The 21,703-nt window shown below is 50.6% G+C and carries 20 protein-coding genes; 19 read left to right on the top strand and 1 reads right to left on the bottom strand.

Annotated elements, in window-relative coordinates; all coding sequences use genetic code 11:
* The 9 genes from GWC94_RS03665 to GWC94_RS03625 all read left to right on the top strand — a co-directional run bounded on the left by GWC94_RS03665 (position 1) and on the right by GWC94_RS03625 (position 12,115).
* Positions 1–1,743 (top strand): endo-1,4-beta-xylanase, encoded by a 1,743-nt coding sequence (locus GWC94_RS03665; protein WP_161833671.1) that lies wholly within the window; start codon positions 1–3, stop codon positions 1,741–1,743.
* Between the two features lie 143 nt (positions 1,744–1,886).
* On the top strand, positions 1,887–3,374 hold the full coding sequence (locus tag GWC94_RS03660; RefSeq protein WP_161833670.1) for a xylulokinase: 1,488 nt from the start codon (positions 1,887–1,889) through the stop codon (positions 3,372–3,374).
* 24 nt (positions 3,375–3,398) lie between these two features.
* Entirely contained in the window at positions 3,399–4,727 is a 1,329-nt protein-coding gene (xylA, locus tag GWC94_RS03655) for a xylose isomerase (RefSeq protein WP_161833669.1), read from the top strand.
* Positions 4,728–4,739: 12 nt separating this feature from the next.
* Positions 4,740–5,390 carry an HAD family hydrolase gene (locus GWC94_RS03650; protein WP_161833668.1) on the top strand — a complete coding sequence of 217 codons (651 nt, stop codon included), beginning with the start codon at positions 4,740–4,742 and terminating at the stop codon, positions 5,388–5,390.
* A gap of 142 nt (positions 5,391–5,532) precedes the next feature.
* Complete coding sequence (locus tag GWC94_RS03645) at positions 5,533–6,642, top strand: aldose epimerase family protein (protein ID WP_161833667.1); 1,110 nt, start codon at positions 5,533–5,535, stop codon at positions 6,640–6,642.
* 26 nt (positions 6,643–6,668) lie between these two features.
* Complete coding sequence (gene araA, locus GWC94_RS03640; RefSeq protein ID WP_161833666.1) at positions 6,669–8,165, top strand: L-arabinose isomerase; 1,497 nt, start codon at positions 6,669–6,671, stop codon at positions 8,163–8,165.
* A gap of 202 nt (positions 8,166–8,367) precedes the next feature.
* Entirely contained in the window at positions 8,368–10,041 is a 1,674-nt protein-coding gene (locus GWC94_RS03635; RefSeq protein ID WP_161833665.1) for a sodium/sugar symporter, read from the top strand.
* Between the two features lie 153 nt (positions 10,042–10,194).
* Positions 10,195–11,358 (top strand): mannonate dehydratase, encoded by a 1,164-nt coding sequence (gene uxuA / locus GWC94_RS03630; RefSeq protein WP_317163424.1) that lies wholly within the window; start codon positions 10,195–10,197, stop codon positions 11,356–11,358.
* 178 nt (positions 11,359–11,536) lie between these two features.
* Positions 11,537–12,115 (top strand): hypothetical protein, encoded by a 579-nt coding sequence (locus GWC94_RS03625; RefSeq protein ID WP_161833664.1) that lies wholly within the window; start codon positions 11,537–11,539, stop codon positions 12,113–12,115.
* Positions 12,116–12,208: 93 nt separating this feature from the next.
* On the opposite strand, the gene GWC94_RS03620 is transcribed toward GWC94_RS03625, so the two are convergent.
* Positions 12,209–13,018 (bottom strand): 3-keto-disaccharide hydrolase, encoded by an 810-nt coding sequence (locus tag GWC94_RS03620; RefSeq protein WP_161833663.1) that lies wholly within the window; start codon positions 13,016–13,018, stop codon positions 12,209–12,211.
* Positions 13,019–13,318: 300 nt separating this feature from the next.
* Between GWC94_RS03620 and rpsA the strand changes: the two genes are divergently transcribed.
* The 10 genes from rpsA to GWC94_RS03570 all read left to right on the top strand — a co-directional run bounded on the left by rpsA (position 13,319) and on the right by GWC94_RS03570 (position 21,679).
* Positions 13,319–15,109 (top strand): 30S ribosomal protein S1, encoded by a 1,791-nt coding sequence (gene rpsA / locus GWC94_RS03615; protein WP_394367109.1) that lies wholly within the window; start codon positions 13,319–13,321, stop codon positions 15,107–15,109.
* A 270-nt stretch (positions 15,110–15,379) separates the two neighbouring features.
* Entirely contained in the window at positions 15,380–16,201 is an 822-nt protein-coding gene (locus GWC94_RS03610; RefSeq protein WP_161833661.1) for an outer membrane protein assembly factor BamD, read from the top strand.
* Complete coding sequence (locus tag GWC94_RS03605; protein ID WP_161833660.1) at positions 16,176–16,520, top strand: DNA-directed RNA polymerase subunit omega; 345 nt, start codon at positions 16,176–16,178, stop codon at positions 16,518–16,520. Before GWC94_RS03610 ends, GWC94_RS03605 begins: the two co-directional genes overlap by 26 nt.
* A gap of 132 nt (positions 16,521–16,652) precedes the next feature.
* Positions 16,653–17,846: a bifunctional phosphopantothenoylcysteine decarboxylase/phosphopantothenate--cysteine ligase CoaBC gene (gene coaBC, locus GWC94_RS03600; protein ID WP_161833659.1), complete on the top strand. Its 1,194-nt coding sequence runs from the start codon at positions 16,653–16,655 to the stop codon at positions 17,844–17,846.
* Positions 17,839–18,762 carry a type IX secretion system protein PorD gene (porD, locus tag GWC94_RS03595; protein ID WP_161833658.1) on the top strand — a complete coding sequence of 308 codons (924 nt, stop codon included), beginning with the start codon at positions 17,839–17,841 and terminating at the stop codon, positions 18,760–18,762. Before coaBC ends, porD begins: the two co-directional genes overlap by 8 nt.
* Positions 18,759–19,112: a DUF4296 domain-containing protein gene (locus GWC94_RS03590; protein ID WP_161833657.1), complete on the top strand. Its 354-nt coding sequence runs from the start codon at positions 18,759–18,761 to the stop codon at positions 19,110–19,112. Before porD ends, GWC94_RS03590 begins: the two co-directional genes overlap by 4 nt.
* An 18-nt stretch (positions 19,113–19,130) precedes the next feature.
* Positions 19,131–19,829 carry a CoA transferase subunit A gene (locus GWC94_RS03585; RefSeq protein WP_161833656.1) on the top strand — a complete coding sequence of 233 codons (699 nt, stop codon included), beginning with the start codon at positions 19,131–19,133 and terminating at the stop codon, positions 19,827–19,829.
* 131 nt (positions 19,830–19,960) lie between these two features.
* On the top strand, positions 19,961–20,620 hold the full coding sequence (locus GWC94_RS03580; protein WP_161833655.1) for a 3-oxoacid CoA-transferase subunit B: 660 nt from the start codon (positions 19,961–19,963) through the stop codon (positions 20,618–20,620).
* Positions 20,621–20,779: 159 nt separating this feature from the next.
* Positions 20,780–21,262, top strand: coding sequence for a redoxin domain-containing protein (locus tag GWC94_RS03575; RefSeq protein ID WP_161833654.1), 483 nt, complete (start codon positions 20,780–20,782; stop codon positions 21,260–21,262).
* 75 nt (positions 21,263–21,337) lie between these two features.
* Positions 21,338–21,679, top strand: coding sequence for a T9SS type A sorting domain-containing protein (locus tag GWC94_RS03570; protein WP_161833653.1), 342 nt, complete (start codon positions 21,338–21,340; stop codon positions 21,677–21,679).
* The last annotated feature ends 24 nt before the right edge of the window (positions 21,680–21,703 follow it).

Here is a 21,703-nt window from a genome sequence, read left to right as displayed (position 1 = left end):
TTGGCTGATAACGGAGGCAGAAGGGAGGAAGGTGAATACAACCTGTTCACCTTCCCTTTCTCTTCCAAAGAATTGAATGCAATGAACGACCGTTATTTCTTTACACTGATTCCTATGAAAAAAAGATTGCCGGCGCTTCTCTGCGGCCTGTCTTGCCTGCTCGCCATCTCCTGTAAAAAATCGGGCGGCGGCACCGTTGCCGGCGGAAGTACAGTAGGGGGTGGTACGGTTAACCAGGATACGGTAGGCACCCTGAAATCCGTTGCCAACGCGGGTTTTCCCTTTGGCCTGGCCATAGAATACGCGCTGTTTAAACAGAACGAAGCCTATGCGAACCTGGTGAAACGAGAGGCTTCTGTTGTCACTTTTGGTTACCAGATGAAACATGGCGCTATCGTAAAAGACGATGGCAGTTTTAATTTTTCGGGTGCGGATGAGTTGCTGACTTTGTGCAGCAATGCCGGACTGGAAGTATATGGCCATACCCTGGCCTGGCACCAGAACCAGAATGGCAATTACCTGCGCTCTTTAACAACCGGCGGATCAGGCGGCCCCAACCTGTTGCCTTCCGGAGACCTGGAGGCCGGCAGCAGCGGTACCGGCAGTACCTTGTTTACCGGATGGAATTGCCTGGTTGGCGGAACAGCTTCGGCGAATTTTGCGGCGGTGGCGGGTAATAACAGCGCAAGAGCTATGCAGGTTACAGTTACCACACCGGGTGCCAATGCCTACGACGTACAATCCATCGGCACCGCTTTCACTGCCAACACGGGTTCGGTATACCGTGTGTCTGTCGATATCAAAGCATCCGTTGCGAATGGCAAAGTTCGGCTGGTGATGCAGAATACGGCATACCAGCAGCTGGATATCACGCCCACTGCCGCATGGGATACCTATTCATGGAATGTGACCGTCAACGAATCCAGCCCCATGCTGCGGCTTAACTTTCCCGCATCGGGAACCTATACGATCGACAACATCAGCATCACAGATCTCAGCAGCGCACCCCCGCCCGCAGCGGCACAGGTGACCACTGCGGTAGACTCTGCCATGAGCCGGTTTATCCGCACCATGGTAACACGCTACGCAGGTAAGGTAAAAGCCTGGGATGTGGTGAACGAGCCGATGATGGACGGCAGCAGCGGGCTGCGTACCAATACAGGCACCACCACGGGCGATCTTTTTTACTGGTCGCAATACCTGGGCAGGGATTATGCGCTGAAAGCATTCCAGTATGCCAAAGCGGCCGATCCCAACGCACTGCTTTTTATCAACGAATACAACCTGGAATCCAACACGGCCAAACTGGATTCACTGATCGCATATGTGAACGAGCTGAAAGCGAAAGGTGCAAAAATCGATGGCATCGGAACGCAGATGCATATCGGCATCAATACGGCAACCTCCGGTATTGATAACGCGTTCAAAAAACTGGCGGCAACGGGCCTGAAACTGAGGGTATCGGAACTGGATGTGCGGATCAATCCCGGCGACAACAGCAATTTTACCGCAGGCCCTTCAGAACTGACTGCGCAGGCCAATATGTACAGGTATGTACTGAATTCTTTTCTGCAGAACGTGCCACAGGCACAAAGACATGGCTTTACGGTATGGGGGGTGGCAGACAGCGACAGCTGGATCCTTACCAGCCAGAAAAAAACAGATGCGCCGCTGCTGTTCGATAACAACTACGGTAAAAAGCAGGCTTTTTACAGCCTGTTACTGGGGCTGAAAGGAAAATGAGGCGGAACCCAAAACGAAAATTTGAACGCTTGGTTACAATAGTGAGCAATTTAGGCAGTCCCACCGGGGATTCTTCCCTGGTGGCTTTTTCTTTCTCACTCGAATCGATGACGTAACTTGAGAGAATTTTATAAACAGCGTACATGTTATTATTAGGAATAGATGTCGGCACCTCCTCGATCAAAGTTTCGGTGGTGGACGCCGGCACACAGCAATGCATCGTATCGGCACAATATCCGGAAACGGAAACAGGTATCGTATCCCACCGGCCGGGCTGGGCAGAACAGTCGCCCGCCATGTGGTGGCTGCATGTGCAGGAAGCCATTCACAAGGCGCATGCTTCTAAAAAATACAACTCCAAAGACATCGGGGCGATCGGAATCGCCTACCAGATGCACGGGCTGGTGCTGGTAGACAGACAGCAGCAGGTGCTTCGCGACAGCATTATCTGGTGCGACAGCCGCGCGGTGAACATCGGTAACCAGGCGTTCAGGTCTGTCGGAGAAGAAAACTGTCTTGCCTCGCTGCTGAACTCCCCCGGTAATTTCACTGCTTCCAAGCTTGCCTGGGTAAAGGAGAATGAACCGGAAATATATGCGCAGGCAGATAAGTTTTTGTTGCCGGGCGATTTTATCTCGATGAAACTTACCGGTGAAACAACCACCACGCCTTCGGCACTATCAGAGGGGATCTTTTGGGATTTTCCGAAAGATACGCTGTCTGCAGACGTGTTTTCCTATTTCGGATTCGACAGATCCTTTGTTCCGCGCATACAGAAAGTATTTTCAGAACACGGACAGCTGAAGGAAGATATCGCCGGCAATCTTTTGCTGAAGCCGGGGATCCCCGTGTCTTACAAAGCCGGCGACCAGCTGAACAATGCATTATCGCTTAACGTGCTGCAACCCGGCGAAGTGGCCGCCACCGCCGGCACTTCGGGTGTGATATACAGCGTAAGCGATACGCTGGCATACGACCGGCAGTCGCGTGTCAATACGTTTGCGCATGTAAACCATACCGGCGGGCAGAAACGCCTGGGTGTATTGCTTTGCATCAACGGCACCGGCATCATGAACAACTGGGTGCGCCGCATGACCGGTGGTCAGCTGGGCTATGCGCAGATGAACGAAGCGGCTGCACAGGCGCCCGAGGGCAGCGAGGGATTGTTTGTACTGCCCTTTGGCAACGGGGCGGAAAGGATGCTGAACAACGAAACTGTGGGCGCACATTTTCACAACATCGATCTTAACAAGCATACCGCATCACACCTGTATCGTTCGGTGCAGGAAGGTATCGCCTGCTCATTCCGTTACGGATTGGATATCATGCGCGAAAACGGCCTGCAGCCATCGGTGATCAGGGCCGGCAAAGCCAACCTGTTCCTGAGCGATGTATTTGTGCAGGCATTTGTCAACGCGCTGAACGTACCGGTTGAATTGTATGCCTGCGATGGCAGCGTGGGCGCGGCCATCGGTGCAGGACTGGGTGCAGGCGTGTATGCAAACGAAAAAGAAGCGTTCGCCAATATGAAATGCCTGCAATGGGTGGCGCCTTCGAACGCAGCGGCCTATAACGGACTGTACGAGGGCTGGAAAAGCCTACTGGAGCAGCAATTGAAGAAACAAGCATAAATTGACACATAAAACCGACCAAAAATGAAAGTTGTAACTGGAGACCAGACTTTTTTTAAAGAAGTAGACCAGGTGAAGTTCGAAGGACTGAACAGCGATAACCCGCTGGCGTTCCGCTGGTATGACGAGAACAGGGTAGTAGCCGGCAAGCCTATGAAAGAATGGCTGCGGTTTGCCTGCGCCTACTGGCATAGCTTCTGCGGAAACGGGGGCGACCCGTTTGGCGAACCCACGCACCTGTATGCATGGAATGCAAAGCAGGACGCGGTGGCAAGGGCAAAAGATAAAATGGATGCCGCATTTGAGTTCATTACCAAAATGAACATACCATACTATTGCTTTCACGATGTGGATGTGGTGGATTACACCAATGATGTGCTCGAAAACGAGCGCAGGCTGCAGGCAATGGTGGAATATGCCAGACAAAAACAGACCAACAGCGGTGTAAAACTGCTGTGGGGTACAGCCAATCTTTTCAGCAACCGCCGTTATATGAACGGTGCGGCCACCAATCCCGATTTTCAGGTGCTGGCGCATGGCGGTGCACAGGTAAAAGCGGCGCTCGACGCAACCATCGCCCTGGGAGGAGAAAACTATGTGTTCTGGGGTGGCCGCGAAGGGTATATGACCCTGCTGAACACCGATATGAAACGCGAGAAAGAACATATGGCCCGCTTTCTTCATACAGCCAAAGACTATGCACGGAAACAGGGTTTCAAAGGAACTTTCTTTATCGAGCCCAAACCCTGCGAGCCAAGCAAACACCAGTACGATTATGATGCCGAAACGGTGATCGGTTTCCTGCGTCAGTATGATCTGCAGAACGATTTCAAACTGAACATAGAAGTGAACCATGCAACACTTGCCGGGCATACTTTCCAGCACGATCTGCAGGTGGCTGCAGACGCCGGTATGCTGGGCAGCATTGATGCCAACCGCGGAGACTACCAGAACGGGTGGGATACAGACCAGTTCCCCAATAACATCAACGAAATGGCAGAAACCATGCTGGTGATCCTGGAAGCAGGCGGGTTTGCCGGCGGCGGTATCAACTTCGACGCAAAAAGAAGAAGGAACTCAACAGACCCGCTCGACCTGTTCTATGCACATATCGGCGGTATGGATGTGTTTGCGCGCGCACTGGTGATTGCAGACGAAGTGCTGCAGAAATCCGATTACCGTAAAATACGCAGGGATCGCTATGCATCGTTCGACAGCGGTGCAGGTAAAGATTTTGAAAACGGCCAGGTATCGCTCGAGCAACTGCGCGATCATGCCGTGGCAAACGGAGAACCCAAAGTAACCAGCGGTAAACAGGAATACCTCGAAAACCTGATCAACCGTTATATTTGAGGAAAAGACAGGATGGATAAACAGAAGGCGTTCCTGTTCGATCTGAACGGAACAATGATTGATGATATGGCTTTCCATATCAGGGCATGGCATACGATATTGAATTCACTCGGTGCGGAAATCAGCATGGAAAGAACGAAAGCGGAATGCTATGGAAAGAACGACGAGTTGCTGGAAAGGGTTTTCCCGGGTCGTTTTTCGATCGATGAAAAGAACCTGATGAGCTACGACAAGGAAAAACAATACCAGCAGGCATACCGCTCTATGCTTCATCTGATCGGCGGGTTACCGGCTTTCCTGGATAAGGCAAAAACAGCGCGTATTCCCATGGCCATCGGTTCTGCGGCGATCATGTTCAATATTGATTTTGTACTGGACGGACTGGATCTGCGGGATTATTTCGGCACCATTGTCAGTGCGGATGATGTAAAGGATAGCAAGCCTGATCCCGAAACCTATATCAAATGCGCCGATCTGCTGGGCGTTGCCTATGCAGACTGTATTGTGTTCGAGGATTCGCCCAAGGGTGTGGAAGCTGCGGCAAATGCCGGTATGCAGGCTGTGGTGATCACCACCATGCATACCAGGGAGGAGTTCAGCAACCCCAATATCCTGTTTTTCATAGACGATTACAGCGATCCGCAGCTTGATCGGCTGTTTTGATGAATACCGATATAGTGCAGAAAGACCGGTTGCGGTAAAATAGGAACAAAGGCAAGCCGGCTGCATAACGATTAGACCTGCGTTGATAAAGGAGTATGGTCCGCTGCGGACCATACTCCCGTTCACGATATAACCCGCCATTATGAAACGATTTTTTGTATTCCTGTCAGTCCCGGTCGTTCTTGCGGCTGCCTGTAACGACGCACCTTCGGGTGATATCTATCGCGATACCGCAAAGCAGTACGGTGTGATCGGCAGGGATACCGTGCGCCAGTATACTTTATACAATGCCAATGGCATGCAGGTAAAGATCCTCAACTATGGTGGCACCATTACCAACCTGTTTGTGCCCGACAGAACGGGCAATCTGGGAGATGTGGTGCTGGGATACGATTCGCTGGCAGGATACCTGCAAAAGGGAAACCCCTATTTCGGCTGCCTGGTAGGCCGGTATGCAAACCGCATTGCACAGGGAACATTTACCCTTGAAGGCAAAACCTATACCCTTGCCAGGAACAATGGCAACAATGCCCTGCATGGCGGGCTGAAAGGATTTGACAAAGTGATCTGGCAGGCCGACCAGTATACGGACAGCACCCTGCAACTGGCTTACGTGAGTAAAGACGGGGAGGAGGGCTACCCGGGCGCGGTAACGGTGGTGGTATTGTATACCGTTACGGCAGACAATGCGTTGAAGATATCGTATTCGGCAACAACCGATAAGGCCACGCCGGTCAACCTCACCAACCATGCCTATTTTAACCTGTCGGCCGGTAAAGACAGTACGGTGCTGCATCATATGATCATGATCAACGCCGATAAATTCACCGAGGTGAACGACCAGCTGATACCCACCGGAAAGCTCCCCGATGTAAAGGGAACGCCGATGGATTTTACCAATACCAAAAAAATCGGCAGGGATATCGCATCCGTAAAAGGTGGTTACGATCATAACTGGGTATTGAACCCGTCTGTGGAAGGATGGAAACAGGCGGCGGTATTATATGATTCGGCAAGCGGCCGTATGATGGAAGTGCGCACCACACAACCGGGTATACAGTTCTATACCGGCAATTTTCTCGACGGCAGCCTGCGTGACAGAACAGGTAAGAAGATCGTGAAGCATGCCGGGCTCTGCCTGGAAACACAGCATTTTCCCGATGGACCCAATCAGCCCGCTTTTCCCAATACGATCCTGAGACCCGGTGAAACCTACCAGCAGGCAACCCTCTACAAGTTCTCCGTAAAATAATCAGTAAGCAGTTTATCCCATTATTCATGATAACGATCAAAACAAAACAAGTCTGGTTCATCACGGGAAGCCAGCACCTGTATGGTTCCGAAACCCTGCAGCAGGTGGCGGCACATGCAATGACCATTGCAGACTCGCTGAACCGGCATCCGCTGATACCCGTAACGATCGTTCATAAGCCGACCGTTACCACACCCGAAGAGATCTTTGCCGTATGCCAGGAGGCGAACGCTGCGGCAGACTGCATCGGCGTAATTGCATGGATGCATACGTTCTCTCCGGCCAAAATGTGGATAGGCGGACTGAAGATCTTACAGAGACCCATTTTGCATTTTCATACCCAGTTCAACCGCGATATACCCTGGTCAACGATCGATATGGATTTCATGAACCTGAACCAGTCGGCGCATGGCGACAGGGAATTTGGTTTTATGATGACCAGGATGCGGCTTAACAGGAAGGTGGTGGCCGGCCATTGGGAAGATGCGGAATCCATTGAGAAGATCAATATATGGGCGCGTGCCGCAGCCGGATGGCACGACTGGCAGGGCGCCAGGTTTGTGCGTTTCGGGGATAATATGCGGTATGTGGCGGTTACGGAAGGCGATAAGGTAGCGGCGGAAATAAAGTTCGGCTACAGCGTAAATACCTATGGCATCGGTGATCTCGTAAAAACGATCGGAGAAGTAAGCGAGCAGCAGGTAGACGGGCTGGTGGAAGAATACAGCGATAGCTATACGCTTGCCGCATCCCTGCTGAAGGGTGGGGAACAGCACACCTCGCTTCGCGATGCCGCAAGGATAGAAATTGGATTACAGGCGTTTCTGGAAGCAGGTAATTACAAAGGCTTTACCGATACCTTCGAAGACCTGCACGGAATGACACAGTTACCCGGTATTGCGGCACAGCGCCTCATGAACAAAGGGTACGGCTTTGCAGGCGAAGGCGACTGGAAGACGGCCGCCCTGGTGCGCGCGATGAAAGTAATGGCCGCCGGTTTGAAAGGGGGCAACAGCTTCATGGAAGACTATACCTATCATTTCAACCCCGATAACCGCATGGTGCTCGGCAGCCATATGCTCGAAATATGCGAAAGCATCGCCGATGCAAAACCTGTCTGCGAGATCCATCCCCTGGGTATCGGCGGCAAAGCCGATCCGGTGCGGCTTGTGTTTAATTCGGCACCCGGTCCCGCGCTGAATGCTTCCGTGATCGATATGGGCAACCGTTTCCGTTTGCTGGTAAACGAGGTCATCGCCGTTGCACCCATGCATACCATGCCCAACCTGCCGGTAGCCCGTGTATTGTGGAAGCCGTATCCCAATATGCATACCGGCTGTACCGCATGGATACTGGCCGGGGGCGCGCACCATACCTGCTACAGCCAGAACCTGACCAGCGAACACCTTGCCGATTTCGCGGAGATCGCAGGCATCGAACTCGTACTCATCGATAAAAATACCACGCTGCCGCAACTGAAAAATGAACTGAGATGGAATGAGAGAAGCTATGGTGAGATGTGAGATGTGAGATTGAGACGTGAGTTATCGTGAGTTGACGTGAGACGTGAGACGTGAGACGTGAGACGTGAGACGTGAGACGTGAGACGTGAGACGTGAGACGTGAGAAAATGTTTAAAGTGTAAAGATATTCCTAATTGTTCAGGTTCCTTATGCCGTGGAGCAGACAGGGCTGACAGACAACCGCTAATAAACAACCGCCAATATGAAATCCCTCCAAACACAAGACTATGTTGTTTTCCTGATTTACTTCGTAATCGTGGCCAGTTATGGCTACTGGGTATACCGCAGAAAGAAAAAAGCAGGCACCACGGCATCGCACGATTATTTTCTTGCCGAAGGTTCGCTTACCTGGTGGGCCATCGGTGCGTCGCTGATCGCTTCCAATATCTCGGCGGAGCAGATGATCGGTATGAGCGGTAACGGGTTCAAAATGGGTCTTGCCATTTCCACTTACGAGTGGATGGCGGCAGCCACACTGATGATCGTTGCCGTATTTTTTATCCCGGTTTACCTGAAAAACAAGATTTACACCATGCCGCAGTTCCTTAACCAGCGGTATAACGGCACGGTGGCCATGATCATGGCGGTATTCTGGCTGCTGTTGTACGTGGTGGTGAACCTGACCTCTATCCTATACCTTGGCGCACTGGCCATACATGCCATATCGGGTGTGGATCTGTATCTCTGCATGATCTTCCTCGCTGTGTTTGCGCTGGTCATTACACTGGGCGGTATGAAAGTGATCGGATACACAGATGTGATACAGGTATTTTTCCTGATCGTAGGCGGTCTTGCCACCACTTACCTGGCATTGTCACTGGTGTCGGATAAATTCGGCGGCGATGGTGTGCTGAGCGGACTGAAACTGCTTACACAAAAAGCGGATGACCATTTTCACATGATACTCAAACAGGATAACGCCAATTATATCAGCCTGCCGGGTCTCACCGTACTCATCGGCGGTATGTGGATCGTGAACCTCAACTACTGGGGCTGTAACCAGTACATCACGCAGCGTGCCCTGGGCGCCGATCTTAAGACCGCCCGCAACGGCATCCTGTTTGCAGCATTCCTGAAACTGCTGATGCCCGTGATCGTGGTGTTGCCCGGTATTGCTGCCTATGTACTGTACAAGGAAGGTGCTTTTCAGAGCGAGATGATGGTGGGCGGAGAACTTGTACAGGACAATGCCTATCCCGTAATGATGAATCTTTTGAATCCCGGTCTCAAAGGTCTGGCTTTTGCCGCGCTGACCGCAGCCGTGGTGGCTTCGCTGGCCGGTAAAGCCAACAGCATCGCCACCATCTTTGCGCTGGATATCTATAAAAAGAAAATCAACACCGAAGCCGATGAGAAAAAAATCGTAAGCATCGGTAAAATAGCCGTGGTGGTATCATTGATCGTAGCGGTGGTGATTGCACCATTCATGGGAATCGACAAAAAAGGCGGATTTGAATTCATACAGGAATATACCGGCTTTGTATCGCCCGGTATTTTCGCCATGTTCATACTCGGTTTCTTCTGGAAAAAAACCACTTCCAATGCGGCCCTGTTTGCAACGGTGGGCGGGTTTGCCTTTTCCATCTTTTTTAAATTCCTGCCCTCATTCGCCAACCTGGCATTCCTGCAGCCTTACGGGTTCTCGGTACCCAATGCGGAAGGCGTATACGAGATACCCTTCCTCGACAGGATGGGTTTTGTATTCATCCTGTGCATACTCGGTATGTGGATCATCAGCAGGATAGAAAACAGGCATGGCGTTACACCACACGGACTGGAGGTGGACACCAAAATGTTCAAACTCAGTCCCGGTTTCACCGTCGGCCTGCTGATCGTGTGCGGGATACTGACAGCGCTGTACACTATTTTCTGGTAGCCTGCCGGGGAAAGGGAATATTGGCTGGTTGACATGTTTCATTGGTCATTGATTTTCCGATGAACAATCCGTTTCAGCAATCAGTCTTCCATTTCCCCCTGACTATTCAATATGTCAAACAACCCATCAACTTTTACCAATTCAACCATACCTATGTTAATGCATCAAACCATGCGCTGGTTCGGTCCGGATGACCCGGTGAGTCTGGCAGACATACGACAGGCGGGCTGCGCGGGCGTTGTAACCGCACTGCATCATATTCCCGTGGGAGAGGTGTGGACAGTGGAAGAGATCAACAAACGCAAATCGGTGATCGAAGCCGCCGGTCTGACATGGACCGTGATCGAAAGTCTGCCGGTAAGTGAAGACATCAAACGCCAGTCGGGTAATTACCTGCAGCATATCGATAATTACAAGACCAGTCTGCTCAACCTGGCCGCCTGCGGACTGAAAGTGGTGACCTACAATTTCATGCCTGTTCTCGACTGGGTGCGTACCGATGTGAACTACGAAATGCCCGACGGCAGCAAAGCGCTTTTTTACGAGCGGGCTGCGTTTGTGGCTTTCGATCTTTTTTTGCTGAAGCGACCGGGTGCGGAAAAGGATTACAGCAAAGACGAGATCGAAAAAGCCACCCTTCGGTTTGGTCAGATGCCGCAGCAGGAAAAAGATACCCTGTTCAAAAACGCATTGCTGGGCTTACCCGGCAGTAAGGAACAGTTTACGGCAGAGCAGATACATGCCGCACTGAAAAATTACGAAGGCATCGATACCGCCAGACTGAAACAGCATCTTTTTTATTTCCTGCAGCAGGTGGTGCCTGTTGCGGAAGCAGGCGGACTGAAGATGGCGATTCACCCCGACGACCCGCCGTATTCCGTGCTGGGTCTGCCCCGTATCATGAGCACCGAGCAGGATGCAAAGGAGATCATCGACTGTGCACCTTCGCCGGCAAACGGGTTATGCTACTGCACCGGTTCGCTGGGCGTTCGAAGCGATAACGACCTGACAGGGATCATTCAGCGACTGGGCGATCATATTCATTTCATCCACCTGCGCAGCACCAAGCGGGATGCAGAGGGCAATTTCTTCGAAGCCGACCATCTCGACGGTGATGTGGATATGTATGCCGTGATCAAAGAGATCGTACGCATGAGCCGCCGCCGCAGTGTTTCCGTTCCCATGCGTCCCGACCACGGTCACCAGATGCTCGATGACCTGAAAAAAACAACCTACCCCGGCTACAGCGCTATCGGAAGACTCAGGGGGCTTGCAGAACTGAGAGGGCTGGAGATGGGGATTGTGAGAGGGAGTTGAACAGAGGAGAAGGGAATATCGAACAGATGAACAAGGAATAATGAATATCGATCGGAGTTTTGAGGTCGACATTCTATTTCATCATTCGATATTCCTTGTTCATCTGTTCGATATTGGATATTCCCACGGGTTGTTTTGTGTAAAAAGGTCTCCGGCGGCATCTGTATGAAAAACACCTATGCGAAAATCGCTGTTCCTGCCGGTTTTGCTGATTACGGTACTGTCCTGCAGACAAACAGGTGGCAGTAATATGCCACCGACAGCGAAAAAGGACAGTGCCTCCTACCTGGCTGCCTGTATTGATTTTCTGCAGCAGGTGGCGCACCGGCGGCTGAATGGAGCCGGTCTGATCCTGTCGGACGCCCCGAGCTTACTTACCGGCGATGGCTGCCTGAAAGAGGTATTGGCCGATACAAATTTCTATACGAAGGAAGAACTGAGTTATTTGCGTGACCGGCAATATCCTTCCCTGCAAAAATGGCCGGAGAAGTTGATACCAAACACCAGGGTCCTGCGCAGCGACAGTATCCAGGCCGTTTTTGAGAGGGGAGGTAAAGATTGGATGTATTTCTATAACCGCATCGGTTCCGGTGTACACGGGTTTTCGATGCCTGTTTTTCTGCGGAACGATACCTACTGTCTTTTTTATTCCGAATACAACTGCGGTATGCTCTGCGGCGAAGGTGATCTGACCCTTTACAAAAAGGAAAACAGCCAATGGAAACCCATCAAACAATACTGTGCCTGGATCAGTTAAGTCTGTTGCCCAACCATCAGCACCCCCTCACAATCCGATCATCTGTTCGATATTCCTTGTTCATCTGTTCGGTATTCCCTGCTCATCTGTTCTCTATTTCCTTAATTCCCTAATCCTGATATTCCTGAAATCCACCGGCTGTCCTTCGCTCTGAAGCGCGATAAAGCCGCTGCTGAGTAATTTTCCATCGGGCTTCTGTTTGGGGTCGTTGCGGTTCACCACATCGCCGCCGATCTGGGGTTTGGAATATTGCAGTACGGTATCGCCGTTGATGATATGCGTGATCAGTGAATCACCCAGTACAACGAGTTCCGCTTTTATCCAGCCATAGTCGGCGGGATAGGTTTTGGAAACAGAATTGATGCAATGCCTGGTATCCAGTTTTCCCTGGTACACGATATGGGTTCCGGGCGAACACATATTGCCGGTGGGTCTCGGTTTGCCGTCTTTCAGTCCTGCCAGCAATTGCATTTCTATCGATATCGGCCAGTCCTGCTCTTTCGGCATCGTCCGCGGATCCTGCGAATGGAACATCACCCCGCTGTTGAGTTCCGTATAGGAAGGCGCATCCTTTCTCCATTCGGGAACAAAGCGGTATTCGAATTTCAGATGGTAGTAAGCGAAAGGCTTTTTGTAATACAGGTGTCCGAACCGGTTGTTAAATGAATCGTACCGGTCGTAGCGAACTTTCAGTATCCCGTCTTCCACACGAAACGTGTTTCCGTAATTATCACCCGTTTCATGGTGCTGTATCTTCACAAACCAGTCGTTGATATCCTTTCCGTTGAATAAACTGACCCAGCTTTTTTCCGGTTGTGGCGGGTGCTGCCTGGAAGCAGTATGGTCTTTTATGCCGAAGGAAAGCAGCAGAAAAGACACCAGGTATAAAATGGATACTTGCATAGCCGCAAAATAAGAACAGATTGTATCGGGAGCCCGGGTTATCGGAATTTTCTGCCGCAGATTCGCAGATTTTACCGGGATTACTCATAAGTGGTTGGTTTTCAATTACAAAATTCGACTTCGGTATTCGCTATTCCTTGTTCCCCTGCTCAATATTCCCTACCTTTGCTCCCCCGATTTAAAACCGTCGGGTATTTTATGAATCTCATTAACAAACAACTAAACGCAGATGCACAGGACAACACGGGCGCTGAAACAGCACCTGAAGTTGCTACTGCGACAACAAATGCACCTGTAGCTGTGGAAACAGCACATGATGATTTCGACTGGAGCATCGACAAACGTAACGTAAGTCATTATGCAGCTTCAGAAAGAGAGAAATACGACAAAGTGTACGACGGTACATTTGTTCAGATCGAAGACGGCGAGATCGTGAGAGGCGGTGTGGTGGCCATGACGAAAACAGACGTGGTGGTGAACATCGGTTTCAAAAGCGACGGCCTGGTTTCACTGAACGAATTCCGTGATGTTCCCGGTCTGAAGATCGGCGACGAAGTGGAAGTGATGGTTGTTGAGAAAGAAGACCGCAATGGCAACCTGCACCTCAGCCGCAAATCTGCCCGTATTTTCCGTGCATGGGAGAGGATCGTGGAAGTACACAAAACCGGGGAGGTTATCACCGGTACCGTTACCAGCAAAACAAAAGGCGGCCTGATCGTGGACGTATTCGGCATGGAAACCTTCCTGCCCGGTTCCCAGATCGACGTGAAGCCTGTTACAGACTACGACCAGTTTGTAGGAAAGACCATGGAATTCAAAGTGGTGAAGATCAACGAAGCCATCAAGAACGCCGTAGTATCCCACAAAGCCCTTATCGAAAGCGATATCGAAGCACAGCGTGCAGAGATCATGAGCAAACTCGAGAAAGGCCAGGTACTGGAAGGTGTGGTGAAGAACATCACCGATTTCGGTGCGTTCATGGACCTCGGTGGTCTGGACGGCCTGCTGTACATCACCGATATTTCATGGGGACGTATCTCTCACCCAAGCGAAGTGGTGAAGCTGGACCAGAAACTGAACGTGGTGGTACTGGATTTCGACGACGACAAAAAACGTATCAGCCTGGGTCTGAAACAGCTGACCCCGCATCCATGGGATGTGCTGCCTGAAGGTCTGTCAGAAGGTTCTGTAGTGAAAGGCAAAGTGGTGAACATCGAAGACTACGGTGCGTTCCTCGAAATACAGCCTGGTGTGGAAGGTCTGGTGCACGTATCAGAAATCACCTGGGCCAATACGCCGATCAACGCGAAGGAATTCTTCAAGCTGGGCGATGAATACGAAGCCAAAGTGGTTACCCTTGATAAAGATGCACGTAAAATGAGCCTGAGCATCAAACAGATGACACAGGACCCTTGGAGCACCATCGAGACCAAATTCCCCGAAGGCAGCAAACACAAAGGCCTGGTGAAAAACATCACGCCGTACGGTGTATTCGTAGAACTCGAACCAGGCATCGGTGGTATGATCCATATCAGCGACCTGAGCTGGCTGAAGCGCTTCAACCACCCCACCGATTATACAAAAGTTGGCGAGCAGATCGACGTGATGATCCTGAGCATCGATAAAGAAAACCGCAAACTGCAGTTAGGCCACAAACAACTGGAAGAAGATCCCTGGAATGCCCTGGAAGATACCTTTGCAATCGGTACCCTCCACGAAGGCACCGTTATCCGCAAGGATGAAAAAGGCGCGATCGTACAGTTGCCCTACGGCCTCGAAGGTTTTGCACCTAACCGCCACCTGAACAAGGAAGACGGCAAACAGGTACAGGCCGACGAAACTGCACAGTTCATGGTGATCGAATTCGACCGCAATGAAAAACGCATCGTATTGAGCCATGCCCGTATCTGGGAACAGCATGAAGCGGAAACCCGCGAAGCTGCCAAGAAAGAGCAGAAAGCTGAATCCGAAAGCACGCGTAAAGCAGTGAAGAATATCCAGTCCAAGGTTGAAAAAACCACCCTTGGCGACCTGGGTGCCCTGGCCGAGATCAAAGCCAAGCTCCAGGAAGGAGAAAACGATAATAAATAAGCATTATTATCTATACAGAAGCCACCCTGTGTTATGCAGGGTGGCTTTGTTTTTGGGAACGATTTAGCGGACTAACGGATTCCGGATTAGCGGATTTGTGGATGGTGGATTTGTCGTCGGGTTCCTGGTGCCGGATGGTCATTCAGTTCTCTAATCCGCTAATCCACCATCCACTAATCCGGGAATCCTGCCCCTTTTTGCGATTTCTTAACGAATCGGGCAAGCGGATATGCATAAATTGCCCGCAATTAACTAATTTCGCCCCCTTGTATGAATAGGATCGCTCTGTTTCTGGTAGTACTGTCTGTTGCGGCTTCTTCCTGCGCCAATAAATTTGGCAGGATCATGAAGAGTAAGGATTACGAGTACAAGTACAAAATGGCGGAGCAATACTATGCCAACAAGAAATACGTGTATGCGCAGCAGTTGTTCGAAGACATATTCCCGTATGTAAAAGGTACCACCCGCTACGAGGATATGTATTACAAACTGGCGTATTCCTACTATTACCAGAAGGACTATGCCAACGCGGAGAACCTGTTCAAAAGCTTTGTGGAGAATTTCCCCACCAGCGTGCGCAACGAGGAATGCGATTATATGCGTGCGTTCTGTTATTACAAACAGTCGCCCAAAGTGGAGCTTGACCAGACGAATACGAATAAGACCATGCAGCTGATGCAGGCTTTTATCAACACGCATCCCAATTCGGCAAGATCGGCAGAGGCGGCCAATATCATTGACCTGTGCCGCGCCAAACTGGAAACGAAAGAATACAAAAGCGCGGAGTTGTATTATAACCTGGGTTTTTACAAGGCGGCAGCCATCGCTTTCGGAACCGTTTCGGAGAATTTCCCCGATTCCAAGAAAGCAGATGAATACAAACTGCAGGTGATCAAATCGTACTACCGCTACGCGGGAATGAGCCTGGCAGAAAAACAGGTGGAACGTTATGAAAAGGTAGTGAGCGAGTGCAACGATTTTACAGAGCGGTTTGCCGAAAGCAAATACCTCGAAGAAGTGAACAAGTACAAAACAGAAACCGTTAATATTTTAAAAAACCTGAAGAATGAGCAAACTAAGAAGGCAGCTTAGCGCCAATACCGCCAGCGTGGTGGAAACCAAAAGCCTGGTTGATATTAAGGCTAAAACAGGCAATCTGTATGAGTCTATTGCGATCATTGCCAGGAGAGCTAACCAGATCAATATTTCCCTGCGGGAAGAACTGCACAACAAACTCGAAGAGTTTGCCAGCCACACCGACAGCCTGGAAGAGATCCACGAGAACAAAGAGCAGATCGAGATATCAAGGGCCTACGAGAAAATGCCAAACCCTGCTATCCTTGCCACCCAGGAATTCATGGAGGCCAAGGTGTACCACAGGAAGAACAACGATAACGACCTGTTCAGATAAGCAAAAGCTTTCTCAAATCATAGAAACGACAGCAACATTGCTGTCGTTTTTTGTTAATTTTATCTGCGGCAATACCGCAGACCTGAGGTATGCGGATACATTCTCTCAGGTCTCAGACCTCACGCTCACAGTATGCTAAACGACAAAAAAATCCTTATCGGCATCACCGCCAGCATCGCTGCTTATAAAAGCATCCTGCTGGTTCGCCTGCTGGTGAAAGCGGGCGCGGAAGTAAGGGTGGTGATGACCCCCGCCGCAAAGGATTTTGTTTCCCCGCTTGTATTGTCCACTCTCTCCAAAAACAGGGTTACGATAGAACTGACCGAAGGCGATGAATGGGCCAACCATGTAATGCTGGGCAGGTGGGCGGATGTGTTTGTGATGGCGCCGCTTAGCTGTAATACCCTGGCTAAGATGGCGCATGGACAATGCGATAACCTGCTGCTGGCCGTTTACCTATCTGCCACCTGCCCGGTGGTGGCGGTTCCTGCAATGGATGAAGATATGTGGCACCATCCTGCCACGCAGCGAAACATAGAACTGATCAAAGGCTACGGTAACCACCTTGTTCCCGTAAACAGGGGAGAACTTGCCAGCGGCCTGTACGGCGATGGCCGGATGGCCGAGCCCGAAGCGGTCATCACCTACCTCAACACATTTTTTTTTCGCTCGGATAAACTGAAAGGCAGGAAAGCGCTGGTAACCGCCGGCCCTACCTATGAAGCAATAGACCCTGTTCGTTTTGTGGGCAACCATTCTTCGGGAAAAATGGGTTTCGCCATCGCGGAAGCTTTGTACGAACAGGGCGCAGATGTGGTGCTGGTCACCGGCCCCACCCGGCAGCGCGCCGCGTATGAAGGTATCCGTGTGATCGACGTGGTGTCTGCCGCCGATATGCTGGCAGCCGCAGAGCGGGAGTTTGATGATTCGGAAATAACCGTTATGTCGGCCGCAGTGGCAGATTACAGTCCTGTTACCCAGGCGCCGGAAAAGATCAAGAAAGAATCGGGTGAGCTGGTACTGACGCTGAAGAAGACAACAGATATATTGAAAACACTGGGACAGCGGAAAAAAGACGGCCAGCTGCTGATCGGCTTTGCACTCGAAACCCATAACGAAAAAGAATTCGCGCAGAAAAAACTGCAGTCGAAGAACCTCGATGCCATCGTACTCAATTCGCTCCGCGATAAAGGAGCGGGTTTTGCAACGGATACCAACCAGGTGACGGTCCTCAGCAGATCGGGAGAGGAGCGCGTGATCGGTCTGCGTTCAAAAAAAGAGATCGCCCATGAGATTGTTTCATTTATCATTCAGCAATATGCCTAGGAAGATCATATGGATGGCTGTGTTAGCCTGTGCGCTTTGCGGCAGGGCGGAAGCGCAGGAGTTGCAGGCAAAAGTGAGCGTGATCGCGCAGCGTGTTACGTCAAACACCGACCGGAAAGTGTTTTTAACCCTGCAGCAGCAATTGAACAACCTGCTGAACAACCGCCGCTGGACGGCCGATAATTTTCAGCCCGCCGAGCGGATCAACTGCAGTTTTATCCTGAATATCGAAAGCACGGATGATGCCAATATGTACCGTGGAACCCTGACCGTGCAGGTGGCAAGACCGGTATACAATTCTTCTTACCAGGCGGCGCTGGTCAATTTTGTAGATCCTGATATCAGTTTCAAATACCAGGAGTTCCAGCCGGTTGAATTCAACGAGAATCGCATTCAGGGAACCGATGCCACGGCAGCCAATATAGCGGCGCTGTTTGCGTATTATGCCTATATGATCGTGGCGCTGGACTACGATTCGTTTTCGCCAAAGGGCGGAGAAGCCTATTTCAGGAAAGCGCAGAACATCATCACCAATGCGCCCGAAGGCAAAGGCATTTCCGGCTGGCGTGTATTTGACGGATTGCGGAACAGGTACTGGCTGAATGAGAATATGATCAATACCCGTTATAACCTGATCCACGATATTTACTATACTTATTACAGAAACGGTCTCGATAAACTGTATGATAAGGAAGCCGAAGCACGTGCCGGTGTATTACAGGCGCTGACGCAGTTACAGGCATTTACAAAAGAGAATGCCAATACCATGATCGCAGAATTCTTTATGCAGGGCAAGTACCAGGAGATCGTTGGTATTTTCAAAAAAGGAACGGCAGAGCAGAAAGCCAGGGCCGTAGAGGTACTGGGTACGCTGGATATTGTAAATGCATCACGCTATAAACAGGAGTTGCGATGAGAACAGTGTTGTATTGCGTATGCGTATTGCTGGTGGCCTGCTCGGGTAAGAAAGCAAAGAAGCATATTCCGCTGAACGATATGAAGCTGATCGTATGGGATATGATCAAGGCCGGCGAATGGTATAATGTGACCACCGTAAAAGATACCACCGCCAGAAAAAGAAAGGAAGATATCCGGCTGTTCTCGCAGGTACTGACCGTGCATGGCATTACACGCGATGAATTCTACAGCAGTTATAAATATTATGAAGCGCATCCCGTGGAGTTCAAAGTGCTGATAGACTCGCTGGATGCCTATTCGGCACGTGAGAAAAATGCAGAGAGCGAACGAAAAGCAAAATCGCATTGACCCAACGAATGACCGCCTATGAACAAAGTATTTGACAACGCCGACGAAGCCATCCACGATATATCCGATGGCGCCACCCTTATGCTGGGCGGATTTGGTCTGAACGGCATACCCGAGAACTGTATTGCCGCGCTGGTGCGTAAAAATACCCGCGATCTTACCTGTATCTCCAACAATGCGGGTGTTGACGGGTTTGGACTGGGACTGTTGCTGCAGACAAAACAGATCAAAAAAATGATGAGCAGTTATGTTGGCGAGAACGCAGAGTTCGAGCGGCAGCTGCTTAGCGGCGAGCTGGAGGTAGACCTGATACCACAGGGTACCCTGGCCACGCGGATACAGATGGCCGGTATGGGCATTCCTGCATTTTATACATCCGCCGGTTATGGAACGGAAATAGCGGCAGGTAAAGAAACCCGTGAATTTGAAGGCAAAATGTACCTGATGGAAAAAGCGTTGCACGCAGATTTTTCCATCGTCAAAGCCTGGAAAGGAGATACGATGGGTAACCTGGTATTCAGGAAAACCACCCGCAATTTCTCCACCTCCATGGCCAAGGCCGGCACCGTTACCATAGCCGAAGTGGAAGAACTGGTGCCACCCGGACAGATCGATCCCGATGAAGTGCATGTGGCCGGTGTGTATGTACACAGGATATTCCAGGGCAGCCACTATGAGAAAAGGATAGAGAGAAGGACGGTGAAGCTGAATGGTTGAATAGTTGCATGGCTGGATTGTTAAATGGTGGTATGTCCAAAAACAATAAAAGCAATGCAACAATTCAGCCATGCAGCCACGCAACAATATCCCCCTCGATCAATAACTAATCACCCGTTTAACCAATCCCTATGCTCGACAAATTCGGAATAGCCAAACGCATTGCACAGGAACTGAAAGACGGCATGTATGTAAACCTGGGAATAGGTATACCCACACTTGTAGCGAATTATATACCACAAGGGATGACGGTGGTATTCCAGAGCGAGAACGGTCTGCTGGGAATGGGGCCTTACCCCGAAGAGGCAGCGGTTGATGCAGACCTGATCAACGCGGGCAAGGAAACGGTGACCGTGATCCCCGGCGGGGCTTTCTTTGACAGCGCGGAAAGTTTTGGCATGATCCGCGCAGGAAAGATCGATCTTACGGTGCTGGGCGCTATGGAAGTAAGCGAGAAAGGCGATATCGCCAACTGGAAGATACCCGGCAAAATGGTCAAAGGCATGGGCGGCGCCATGGATCTGGTTGCCAGCGCCAAAAACATCATCGTTGCCATGATGCATACCAATCCCAAAGGAGAAAGCAAACTGCTGCCCGCCTGTACACTGCCATTGACAGGCATGGGCTGCGTAAAAAAAGTGGTGACAGAACTTGCGGTGCTCGCTATTACCCCCGATGGGTTTCTGCTGACAGAAAGAGCACCCGGTGTGTCCGTTGCGGAAATACAGGCCAAAACCGCAGGCAGGCTGCTGCTGCCTTCGCATGTTCCCGAAATGGCATTGCAGGCATAGAACGGAACAGCAACAGCGAAATTCGAGGAAAATAAAATAAGTGATCGCTTGCATTGGATGTTCCGACATCAGGCAAAGGCGGGGCATCGTTTTTGTATCTTGGGTGTTTCTGCCTGTTTGCCTGTCAGAAACCACTACTGCAATCACTAAATTTTTTTTATGACGATCACCACTGGTCAGAAAGCGCCAGACTTTGCGCTGTTTGATACCGATAAACAAAAACGGGTATTACATGAGCAGCAGGGCAGCAACATCGTATTGCTGTTCTTCCCGCTGGCTTTTACCAGTGTATGCACCGCGGAATTGTGCAGTGTAAGGGACAATATCAGTCTGTACAACCAGGCCGATGCGCGGGTATTCGGTATTTCTGTAGACTCGCTCTACACACTGGGCAGGTTCAAAGCCGAGCAGCAGCTGAATTTTCCGTTACTGAGCGATTTCAACAAAGAGGCATCGCGCGCCTTCGGGGTGTTGTACGATACCTTTCCTTCTTTTGAAATGCAGGGTGTGAGCAAGCGTGCAGCTTTCGTGATCGATAAGCAGGGCATCGTACGCTATGCTGAAATCTGCCCTACGCCAAAAGAACAGCCCGATTTTGCGGCCATCCAGCGGGTGCTGGCCGGGCTGCGAACCAACGGATGACACATTTGTTAAAAAAAATGGCGGTTTTGCTAAAATTCTGCAATATGCAGTAGCTTTATCACGTTAATTGGCTCTATGCGTAAACTGTACCTGGCCTGTTTACTGGTATTTCCCCTGTTCCTGAACAGTTATGTTTCGGACAATACCTCGCCGTTTACGGATGGTGCCAAGGTGACGCATTTTTATCCAAACCCCGCCACCAGTTTTATCAATTTCACTTTTGATAAGTCTGTCGACAAAACCTATTCTCTCCAGGTCTACAATTTTATCGGCCGTAAAATGACGGAGATGAAAATAACCGACGGCAAGCTTACCATCACCCTCGACGATAATTACCTGCGCGGTCTCTACATCTACCAGCTCCGCGATGCCAGCAGCAGGATCGTGGAATCGGGCAAATTCCAGGTTTCCAAATAAACGAAATTTACCGGGTGCGATTTA

Origin of the sequence: Sediminibacterium soli, assembly GCF_009939225.1 — a bacterium.
In the GTDB taxonomy this organism is placed as follows: Bacteria; Bacteroidota; Bacteroidia; order Chitinophagales; family Chitinophagaceae; genus Sediminibacterium; species Sediminibacterium soli.
This window is presented reverse-complemented; position numbering and strand designations above follow the sequence as displayed.